This window comes from Streptomyces sp. NPDC057253 (genome assembly GCF_042669125.1).
GTDB lineage: Bacteria > Actinomycetota > Actinomycetes > Streptomycetales > Streptomycetaceae > Streptomyces.
In genome coordinates this window covers 1-9810 of sequence record NZ_JBHUXV010000213.1, presented here as the reverse complement: position 1 = coordinate 9810, position 9810 = coordinate 1, and the positions used below count along the sequence as shown (strand labels likewise).

Annotated in this window: 11 protein-coding genes; 4 read left to right on the top strand and 7 right to left on the bottom strand. The window is 70.9% G+C overall.

Features of this window, described 5'->3' with window-relative positions; translation table 11 throughout:
- Positions 1–44 precede the first annotated feature (44 nt).
- The 4 genes from ACFULQ_RS47060 to ACFULQ_RS47045 all read right to left on the bottom strand — a co-directional run bounded on the left by ACFULQ_RS47060 (position 45) and on the right by ACFULQ_RS47045 (position 2589).
- Positions 45–563, bottom strand: coding sequence for a SixA phosphatase family protein (locus ACFULQ_RS47060; RefSeq protein WP_383557414.1), 519 nt, complete (start codon positions 561–563; stop codon positions 45–47).
- A 65-nt stretch (positions 564–628) separates the two neighbouring features.
- Positions 629–835, bottom strand: coding sequence for a hypothetical protein (locus ACFULQ_RS47055; RefSeq protein ID WP_383557412.1), 207 nt, complete (start codon positions 833–835; stop codon positions 629–631).
- A gap of 171 nt (positions 836–1006) precedes the next feature.
- Positions 1007–1117, bottom strand: coding sequence for an SGM_5486 family transporter-associated protein (locus ACFULQ_RS47050; protein ID WP_360940576.1), 111 nt, complete (start codon positions 1115–1117; stop codon positions 1007–1009).
- A gap of 95 nt (positions 1118–1212) precedes the next feature.
- Entirely contained in the window at positions 1213–2589 is a 1377-nt protein-coding gene (locus tag ACFULQ_RS47045) for a CynX/NimT family MFS transporter (protein WP_383557409.1), read from the bottom strand.
- Positions 2590–2659: 70 nt separating this feature from the next.
- Here ACFULQ_RS47045 and ACFULQ_RS47040 point away from each other — a divergent pair, with 70 nt between their 5' ends.
- Positions 2660–3355 carry a FadR/GntR family transcriptional regulator gene (locus ACFULQ_RS47040; protein ID WP_383557406.1) on the top strand — a complete coding sequence of 232 codons (696 nt, stop codon included), beginning with the start codon at positions 2660–2662 and terminating at the stop codon, positions 3353–3355.
- On the opposite strand, the gene ACFULQ_RS47035 is transcribed toward ACFULQ_RS47040, so the two are convergent.
- From ACFULQ_RS47035 to fabG, 3 genes are all read right to left on the bottom strand, one after another.
- Positions 3330–3683 (bottom strand): hypothetical protein, encoded by a 354-nt coding sequence (locus tag ACFULQ_RS47035; protein WP_383557403.1) that lies wholly within the window; start codon positions 3681–3683, stop codon positions 3330–3332. The two genes, ACFULQ_RS47040 and ACFULQ_RS47035, sit on opposite strands and share 26 nt — an antisense overlap.
- 142 nt (positions 3684–3825) lie before the next feature.
- Positions 3826–4593 (bottom strand): enoyl-ACP reductase FabI, encoded by a 768-nt coding sequence (gene fabI / locus ACFULQ_RS47030; protein ID WP_062024245.1) that lies wholly within the window; start codon positions 4591–4593, stop codon positions 3826–3828.
- 5 nt (positions 4594–4598) lie between these two features.
- The gene (fabG, locus tag ACFULQ_RS47025) at positions 4599–5303 is read right to left on the bottom strand and encodes a 3-oxoacyl-[acyl-carrier-protein] reductase (RefSeq protein WP_383557400.1); all 705 of its coding nucleotides are present in this window, start codon (positions 5301–5303) and stop codon (positions 4599–4601) included.
- Positions 5304–5554: 251 nt separating this feature from the next.
- Between fabG and ACFULQ_RS47020 the strand changes: the two genes are divergently transcribed.
- Genes ACFULQ_RS47020 through tyrS form a run of 3 tightly spaced genes read left to right on the top strand, consistent with a single transcriptional unit; the run spans position 5555 to position 9795 of the window.
- Entirely contained in the window at positions 5555–7078 is a 1524-nt protein-coding gene (locus ACFULQ_RS47020; RefSeq protein WP_383557397.1) for a TldD/PmbA family protein, read from the top strand.
- Positions 7075–8469, top strand: coding sequence for a metallopeptidase TldD-related protein (locus ACFULQ_RS47015; protein WP_383557394.1), 1395 nt, complete (start codon positions 7075–7077; stop codon positions 8467–8469). The genes ACFULQ_RS47020 and ACFULQ_RS47015 overlap by 4 nt, the downstream gene beginning before the upstream one ends.
- A gap of 57 nt (positions 8470–8526) precedes the next feature.
- Positions 8527–9795 (top strand): tyrosine--tRNA ligase, encoded by a 1269-nt coding sequence (gene tyrS, locus ACFULQ_RS47010; protein WP_383557392.1) that lies wholly within the window; start codon positions 8527–8529, stop codon positions 9793–9795.
- Positions 9796–9810 lie beyond the last annotated feature (15 nt).

The window sequence follows — 9810 nt, the reverse complement described above, 5'->3', positions numbered from 1 at the left end:
CCTTCGCGGTGCCGGGCCACTGTCTCGTCCTCGCCGGGTCGGGATCAGTCGGAGGGTGCCCAGTAGTCGACCAGGGTGGCCACGCCGGGCTCCAGGGTCTTCCAGGGGCCGCTGAAGGACAGGACGGCGAAGGCGGCGGCCGGGAAGCCGCGCTCGCTCATCCGCCGGCGGGCGTCGCCCTCGGCGGCGCCGGCGAGGATGTCGGCGAGGCCCTGCACCCCCGGGTTGTGGCCGATCAGGACGGCGTTGTGCACGTCGTCCGGGGTTTCGTTGAGCACGGCGATCAGCTCGCCGGGAGAGGCCTCGTAGATCCGCTCCTCGTAGACGGTTTTCGGCCGGTGCGGAAACTCCTGCACCGCGAGCTTCCAGGTCTCCCGGGTCCGGGTCGCGGTGGAGCAGAGGGCCAGGTCGAAGGGGATGCCGGAGTCGGTCAGCCGGCGTCCGGCCTCCGCTGCATCTTTTCGGCCCCGGTCGGCGAGCGGCCGCTCATGGTCGGTGACCTGTGGCCAGTCGGCTTTCGCATGCCGGAAAAGGACAATCCTGCGGGATTCTGCGACGCTCATGGGATCCAGCTTCGCATGAAACAGGCCATGTGGCGCAGGGAGTTGACGGGCGGCTTCGTGGGTGCTCAGCGGGTCATCAGCCGCTGCACCCGCTCCAGGAACTGGGTGATGACGGGGTCGCCGGAGGCCGCGTGCGCGTCGGAGGGGTTGAGGATGAGGGCCAGGAGCACGACGAAGGCGAGCGTCGGCAGGGCGAGGGCCCACCAGGGCAGCCGGATGTCGACGCCGCCCCGGGTCGCCGGGTGGGGCGGGGTGTGCGTAGGGGCCGACATGAGTGCCTCCGGTCTTCGAGTCCTCGGTGCTCCGCTGCTCGCGGTCACATCTCGAAGGTACGGAGCCGAGGGCCCTCAACCCATCCGGTGATCCACCCAGTTGACCCTGACACTCGCCCCCTAGGGGACAGGGGGTTAACCCCACCGTCGCCCCGGGAGCGGGACACCGGATCAGGGTGAGGCGATCGTGGCGATGATCGCGATGACGATGAAGATGGCGAAGAACGAGCCGAAGACCAGCAGCATCTTCTTCTGGCCGTTCTGGGGGTTCGGGTCGAGCATGCGGCCAGTCTCGCACCCCGGTCTCTTACCCGGACCGTCAGGGTGCCTCATACCCGGACCGTCACGATGCCTCACGGCCGGGCCGCCCGGGTGCCTCAGCGGGCCGCCTCCTCCTCCACCGTGCGGTCGCGGCCCGCGAGCACGCCGACCGCCATCTGCGGGATCATCAGGCCGATCATGAGCGCGATCGGCAGGCCCCAGCCGCCGCTGTGCTGGTAGAGCACGCCGACCAGGAGCGGTCCCGGGATGGAGATCAGATAGCCGGTGCTCTGCGCGAAGGCGGACAGCTGGGCCACGCCCGCGCCGGTCCTGGCCCGCATGCCGACCATGGTGAGCGCCAGCGGGAAGGAGCAGTTGGAGATGCCGAGCAGCACGGCCCAGGCCCAGGCGCCGGCTGCGGGCGCGAGGTACAGACCCGCGTATCCGGCCAGACCGCAGACGCCGAGGGCGATCACGATCGGGCCCTGGTGAGGCAGCCGGGTGGCCACACGCGGGATGACGAAGGCCAGCGGCACGCCCATCACCATCGTGACGGCCAGCAGCAGCCCGGCGGTGCCCGCCGACACCCCCGCGTCGCGGAAGATCTGCGCCATCCAGCCCATGGTGATGTAGGCGGCGGTGGCCTGGAGCCCGAAGAAGACGGCCAGCGCCCAGGCGGTCCGGCTGCGGGTGATCCGCAGCGCGGGCGGCTCCACGCGCGCGTGCACCTGCCGGACGGGTCCGGCGCCCTCCACGCGCGCGTGCACCTGCCGGACCGGTGCGGCGCTCTCCACGCGTGCGTGCACGCTGCCCGCGGGGGTCCCGGCCGCCTTGTCCCGTACGAGCGGGATCCACGGCAGTACGGCCGCCGCGGCCAGGCCCGCCCACACCGCGAGACCGGACTGCCAGCTCCCGCCCAGCGCCTCGGTCACCGGCACGGTCACGGCGGCCGCGGCCGCGGTGCCGAGGGCCAGTGCCATCGAGTAGAGGCCGGTCATGGAGCCGACCCGGTCCGGGAACCAGCGCTTGACGATGACCGGCATCAGGACGTTGCTGACGGCGATGCCCATGAGGGTGAGGGCGCTGGCGGCCACGAAGCCCGCCGTGGAGCCTGTGTACGGCCGTATGAGCAGGCCGGCCGTGATGGCGACCATGCCCGCGCACACCACCGCGCTCGCGCCGAAGCGGCGGGCCAGGCGGGGAGCCGTGACCCCGAAGACGGCGAAGCACAGCGGCGGCACCGAGGTGAGCAGGCCGGCCACGCTGCCGCTCATGCCGAGGCCGTCGCGCACCTCTTCGAGGAGGGCACCGAGGCTGGTGATGGCGGGGCGGAGGTTCAGGGCGGAGAGCACGATGCCGACGACGACCAGGCGTACCGCCCACGCGCGCGGGGCGGTGCTCACCGTGGCTCCCTCCTTCTGTGCGGTCGCGGAAGGGCGTGCCGTCGTGGACCTCAGTGTCCGGGTTTCCTCGCTTGCCATGAGGCCTATCATAGAATCATTGGATGATTGGTTGTCCATCCCCGGGATGTCCTCGTCCGTCCCGACCGTGCGAAGGTGTGCCATGCCCCTGAGCCATCCCCGTCGCTCCGCGCTGTCCGAGCAGGTCATCGCCGCGCTGCGCAACCAGATCACCTCGGGCGAGTGGCCGGTCGGCTCCCGGATCCCGACCGAGCCCGAACTGGTCGAGCAGCTGGGGGTCGCCCGCAACACCGTCCGCGAGGCCGTCCGCGCCCTCGCGCACAACGGCCTGCTGGACATCCGCCAGGGCTCGGGGACGTACGTCGTGGCGACCAGTGAGCTGGCGGGCGTGATGCACCGCCGGTTCGCCGACGCGGACCCCCGGCACGTCGCCGAGCTGCGCTCCACGCTGGAGTCCTCCGCGGCGCGGCTGGCAGCCGAGCGGCGCACCGAGAAGGACCTCAAGCAGCTCGACGCGCTCCTGGTGCGGCGCGAGGAGGCCTGGGCGTCGGGTGACGCGGAGGCCTTCGTGACCGCGGACACCACCTTCCACCTCGCCGTGGTGGCCGCCTCGCACAACGACGTGATGACCGAGATGTACGCCGACCTCGGCGAGGTGCTGCGGGACTGGCTGCGCGAGGACGTCGGCGAGGAGCTGACGCCGGAGACGTACATGGACCACACCCGGCTGGTCGACGCGATCCGCGCGGGCGACGCGGCGGCGGCCGCCGAGGAGGCGGCCGGCTACCCCCTTGTGTGCCGTCCGGGACGGCTCAGCGCGCCAGCTTCCGGTGGCTGACCCACACCGAGCGGACCTCTTTCCAGCACCGGCCGGTCAGCCGTACGGTCTGCGCGGGCCCGACCTCGACCTCGGCGCTGTCGGTGTCGAGGTCCCACCAGCGGTCGCACTCGATGTGCAGGCGGACGCCGTCGGTGCGGGGATAGGGGTTGTGGCAGTAGGTGGTCACCCGGGAACCGGTGACCTTGCTGCGACAGGAGGCTCCGAACAGCTCCGAAGCGGCGGTTCCGGACTCCTGCACGCGGGTGTCCGACATCGCTTCGTACGACAGGGACATCACGAGACAGACGGCTGCGGTCACTGAGGCCAGACTGCGGGACAGGCGCACAAGGGGACCTCCTCGGCCGTGCTGGGGAGGAAAGCGCGGGTGAACGCGTAATCCAGGGTGCCCAGTTGTGGCCGTACCGCGCCCGGTCTGGTGAGCCGAACGGGTGAGGGCCCGCACCCGTGACGGGTGCGGGCCCTCAGCGTCACGCGCCGATGGCGTGCAGGCCGCCGTCCACGTGGATGATCTCGCCCGTGGTCTTCGGGAACCAGTCGCTCAGCAGGGCGACGATGCCCTTGCCGGCCGGCTCCGGGTCCTTGAGGTCCCACTCCAGCGGGGAGCGGTTGTCCCAGACGGAGGCGAGGTCCGCGAAGCCCGGGATGGACTTGGCGGCCATGGAGGCGAGGGGGCCCGCGGAGATGAGGTTGCAGCGGATGTTCTGCTTGCCCAGGTCACGGGCGACGTAGCGGCTGGTGGCCTCCAGGGCGGCCTTGGCCGGGCCCATCCAGTCGTACTGCGGCCAGGCGTATTGCGCGTCGAAGGTGAGGCCCACGACCGAGCCGCCGTTCTGCATCAGCGGCAGACAGGCCATGGTGAGCGACTTCAGGGAGTACGCCGAGACGTGCATGGCGGTCGCCACGGACTCGAACGGCGTGTTCAGGAAGTTGCCGCCGAGCGCGTCCTGCGGCGCGAAGCCGATGGAGTGCACGACCCCGTCGAGGCCGCCGAGCTCCTCGCCGACCACGTCGGCCAGGCGGCCCATGTGCTCGTCGTTGGTGACGTCGAGCTCGATGACCTTGGTGGGCTTCGGGAGCTTCTTGGCGATGCGCTCGGTCAGCGTGGGCCGCGGGAACGCGGTCAGGATGATCTCGGCGCCCTGCTCCTGGGCCAGCTTGGCGGCGTGGAAGGCGATGGAGGACTCCATCAGCACACCGGTGATCAGGACGCGCTTGCCCTCGAGAATTCCGCTCATGGTGATCAGTGACCCATTCCCAGTCCGCCGTCAACGGGGATGACGGCTCCAGTGATGTACGAGGCGTCGTCCGAGGCGAGGAACCGCACCGTCGCGGCGATCTCCTCCGGCTGCGCGTAACGACCGAGCGGCACCTGCTTCACGATGCCCTCACGCTGCTCGTCGGTGAGCACCTTGGTCATGTCGGTGTCGACGAAGCCGGGCGCGACGACGTTGAAGGTGAGATTGCGCGACCCCAGCTCACGGGCGAGGGAGCGCGCGAAGCCGACCAGCGCGGCCTTGGAGGCGGCGTAGTTGGCCTGGCCGGGGCCGCCGTAGAGGCCGACGACCGAGGAGATCAGGACGACGCGGCCCTTCTTGGCGCGCAGCATGCCGCGGTTGGCGCGCTTGACCACGCGGAAGGTACCGGTGAGGTTGGTGTCGATGACCGAGGTGAAGTCGTCCTCGGACATGCGCATCAGGAGCTGGTCCTTGGTGATGCCGGCGTTGGCGATCAGGACCTCGACCGGGCCGTGCTCGGCCTCGATCTCCTTGTAGGCCTGCTCCACCTGCTCGGAGTCGGTGATGTCGCACTTGACCGCAAGGAAGCCGGCCGGCGGCTCACCCGAGCGGTACGTGATGGCGACCTTGTCGCCGGCGTCGGCGAAAGCGCGGGCGATGGCGAGGCCGATGCCCCGGTTGCCTCCGGTGACGAGAACCGAGCGGCTCAACTGATCACCCTTTCGATAGGGGTCTGACACACCCGCCCGAACACCCTCGATGACAGGCGGCTTCACCGAAAACCTATCGGGCCGTCCCCTCCTGAGGACATTCGGGCACCGACAGTGGCTTACGGGGCTCGCTGTCGGGTCTCTACAGAAAGATGCCGGCAGCGGTCACAAACGTGTGGTCCGGCAACCGGTCGCCGCGACATGATCGGGGGCAACCGCCGCCGACCCCCTCCCGACAGGAAGAGATCCAGGTGCCTCATACCATCGACGAAGCCTTCACAGCGCTTCCCCTACGCGCCCTCGCCGACGCCGCGCTGGCACGCGCGCGTGCGCTCGGGGCCGAGCACGCGGACTTCCGGTTCGAGCGGGTGCGCAGCGCGTCCTGGCGCCTGCGGGACGCCAAGCCCGCCGGGTCCTCGGACACCACCGACCTCGGGTACGCGGTGCGGGTCGTGCACGGCGGCACCTGGGGCTTCGCGTCGGGCGTGGACCTGACACTGGACGCGGCAGCCAAGGTCGCCTCCCAGGCCGTGGCCATGGCGAAGCTGTCCGCGCAGGTCATCCGGGCCGCCGGGTCGGAAGAGCGGGTGGAGCTCGCCGACGAGCCCGTGCACGCCGACCGCACCTGGATCTCGTCGTACGAGATCGATCCGTTCTCGGTGCCCGACGAGGAGAAGGCGGCGCTGCTCGCGGACTGGAGCGCGCGGCTGCTGGGGGCGAGCGGGGTCAACCACGTCGACGCCTCGCTGCTCACCGTGCACGAGAACAAGTTCTACGCCGACACCGCGGGCACGGTCACCACGCAGCAGCGGGTGCGTCTGCACCCCTCGCTGACGGCCGTCTCGGTCGACGAGTCCAGCGGCGAGTTCGACTCCATGCGGACCATCGCGCCGCCGGTCGGGCGGGGCTGGGAGTACCTGACCGGCACCGGCTGGGACTGGGAGAGCGAGCTGGAGCAGATCCCTGAGCTGCTCGCCGAGAAGATGCGGGCGCCGAGCGTCGAGTCGGGCCTGTACGACCTCGTGGTCGACCCGTCCAACCTCTGGCTGACCATCCACGAGTCCATCGGCCACGCCACCGAGCTGGACCGCGCGCTCGGCTACGAGGCGGCCTACGCCGGCACCTCCTTCGCCACCTTCGACCAGCTCGGCAAGCTGCGGTACGGCTCCGAGCTGATGAACGTCACCGGTGACCGCACCGCCGAGCACGGCCTCGCGACCATCGGCTACGACGACGAGGGCGTCGCGGGCCAGTCCTGGGACCTGGTGAAGGACGGCACGCTCGTCGGCTACCAGCTGGACCGGCGGATCGCGAGGCTGACCGGGTTCGAGCGGTCCAACGGGTGCGCCTACGCCGACTCCCCCGGGCACGTGCCGGTGCAGCGCATGGCCAACGTGTCGCTCCAGCCGGACCCGGCGGGCATGTCGACGGAGGACCTCATCGGCAGCGTGGACCGCGGGATCTACGTCGTCGGGGACCGGTCCTGGTCGATCGACATGCAGCGCTACAACTTCCAGTTCACCGGCCAGCGGTTCTTCAGGATCGAGAACGGGCGGATCACCGGGCAGCTGCGGGACGTCGCCTACCAGGCGACCACGACCGACTTCTGGGGCTCCATGGCCGCGGTGGGCGGCCCCCAGACCTACGTCCTCGGCGGCGCCTTCAACTGCGGCAAGGCCCAGCCGGGCCAGGTCGCGGCGGTCTCGCACGGCTGTCCTTCGGCCCTCTTCAAGGGCGTCAACATTCTGAACACCACGCAGGAGGCCGGTCGATGAGCCCGCGCACCACCAAGCCGCACGAGATCGTCGAGCGGGCCCTCGCCCTGTCCCGGGCCGACGGCTGTGTCGTGATCGCCGACGAGCACTCGACCGCCAACCTGCGCTGGGCGGGCAACGCGCTGACCACCAACGGCGTCACGCGCGGGCGCACGCTCACCGTCGTCGCGACCGTCGACGGCAAGGAGGGCACCGCCTCCGGGGTCGTCTCGCGCTCCGCGGTGACCGCGGACGAGCTGGAGCCGCTGGTGCGGGCCGCGGAGGCGGCCGCGCGCGGTGCCGGGCCCGCCGAGGACGCCCAGCCGCTGGTCACCGGCGTGCCGGAGTCCCCCGACTTCACGGACGGGCCCGCCGAGACCTCCTCGGCCGTCTTCGCCGACTTCGCGCCGGCGCTCGGCGAGTCCTTCGCACGCGCGCGTGCGGGCGGTCGCGAGCTGTACGGCTTCGCCAACCACGAGCTCGTGTCGACGTACCTGGGCACCTCCACGGGACTGCGGCTGCGCCACGACCAGCCCAACGGCACGCTGGAGCTCAACGCCAAGTCGCCGGACCGTACCCGCTCGGCCTGGGCGGGACGCTCCACGCGGGACTTCAAGGACGTCGACCCGGCGGCGCTGGACGCGGAGCTCGCCCTACGCCTGGGATGGGCCGAGCGGCGCGTCCCGCTGCCCGCCGGGCGGTACGAGACGCTGCTGCCGCCGACCGCCGTCGCCGATCTGCTGATCTACCAGCAGTGGTCGGCGTCCGGGCGGGACGCGGTCGAGGGGCGCACGGTGTTCTCCAAGCCGGGCGGCGGCACCAGGGTCGGCGAGAAGCTGACCGAGCTGCCGCTGACCCTGCGCAGCGACCCGAACGAGCCGGGGCTGGAGTCGGCGCCCTTCGTGGTCGCGCACTCCTCCGGGGGCGACCAGTCGGTGTTCGACAACGGCCTGCCGGTCACGGCCACCGACTGGGTCCGCGAGGGCGAGCTGGCGCACCTGGTGACCACGCGGCACGGCGCGGGCCTGACCGGGCTGCCGGTCGCCCCCGGGGCCGGCAACCTCGTCCTCGACGGCGGCTCGGACCTCGCCCTGGAGGACATGGTCGCGAACACCACGCGCGGGCTGCTGCTGACCTGCCTGTGGTACATCCGCGAGGTCGACCCGGCCACGCTGCTGCTGACCGGGCTGACCCGGGACGGCGTCTACCTCGTCGAGAACGGTGAGGTGACCGGTGAGGTGAACAACTTCCGGTTCAACGAGTCGCCGGTCGGCCTGCTGGGGCGGGCGACGGAGGCCGGGCGGACCGAGAAGACGCTGCCGAGGGAGTGGAGCGACTACTTCACCAGGGCCGCGATGCCGGCGCTGCGGGTGCCGGATTTCAATATGAGTTCTGTCAGTCAGGGCGTATAACCTCGTAGCCGGCAGTCACTCGACTGCCCGAGGACCTTTCTAGGAGATACGAGAACCGTGACGGACATCGTCGACGAGCTGAAGTGGCGAGGGCTGTGGGCCCTGTCCACTGACGAGGACGCTTTGCGCAAGGCGCTCGCGGACGGTCCCGTCACGTTCTATTGCGGTTTCGACCCGACCGCGGCCTCCCTCCACGTCGGCCACCTGGTCCAGGTCCTCACCATGCGCCGGCTCCAGCAGGCCGGTCTGCGCCCGCTGGCCCTGGTGGGCGGGGCGACCGGTCAGATCGGCGACCCGCGCCCCACGGCGGAGCGCACGCTGAACGACCCGGAGACGGTCGCGAACTGGGTGAACCGGCTGCGCTCGCAGATCGAGCCGTTCCTGTCCTTCGAGGGCGAGAACGCCGCGGTCATGGTGAACAACCTGGACTGGACGGCCGGCCTGTCGGCCATCGAGTTCCTGCGGGACATCGGCAAGCACTTCCGGGTCAACAAGATGCTGACCAAGGACTCGGTCGCGCGCCGGCTGGAGTCCCAGGAGGGCATCAGCTACACGGAGTTCAGCTACCAGCTGCTCCAGGGCATGGACTTCCTGGAGCTGTACCGGCGGTACGGCTGCACGCTCCAGCAGGGCGGCAGCGACCAGTGGGGCAACCTCACGGCGGGGCTCGACCTGATCCACCGCCTGGAGCCCGACGCCTCGGTGCACTGTCTGGCGACCCCGCTGATGGTCAAGGCGGACGGCACCAAGTTCGGCAAGACCGAGGGCGGCGCCGTCTGGCTCGACCCGGAGATGACGACGCCGTACGCGTTCTACCAGTTCTGGCTGAACGTCGACGACCGGGACATCTCGACGTACATGCGCATCCTGTCCTTCCGGTCCCGGGCGGAGCTGGAGGAGCTGGAGAAGCAGACCGAGGAGCGTCCGCAGGCCCGGGCCGCGCAGCGGGCGCTGGCGGAGGAGCTGACGACGCTGGTGCACGGCGCCGAGCAGACGGCCGCCGTGATCGCCGCGTCGAAGGCGCTCTTCGGACAGGGCGAGCTGGCGGAGCTGGACGAGCGGACGCTGACCGCGGCGCTCTCCGAGGTGCCGCACGTCCGGGTCGCCGAGCTCGGTCCCGTCGTGGACCTGTTCGCCGAGGTCGGGCTGGTGGCGAGCAAGTCGGCCGCGCGGCGGACGGTGAAGGAGGGCGGGGCCTACGTGAACAACGTCAAGGTCACCGCCGAGGACGCCGTCCCGGCCGCGGAGGACCTGCTGCACGGTCGCTGGCTGGTGCTGCGCCGGGGCAAGAAGAACCTGGCGGCGGTCGAGGTCACGTCCGCGTAGGTCTTGGTACGGCGA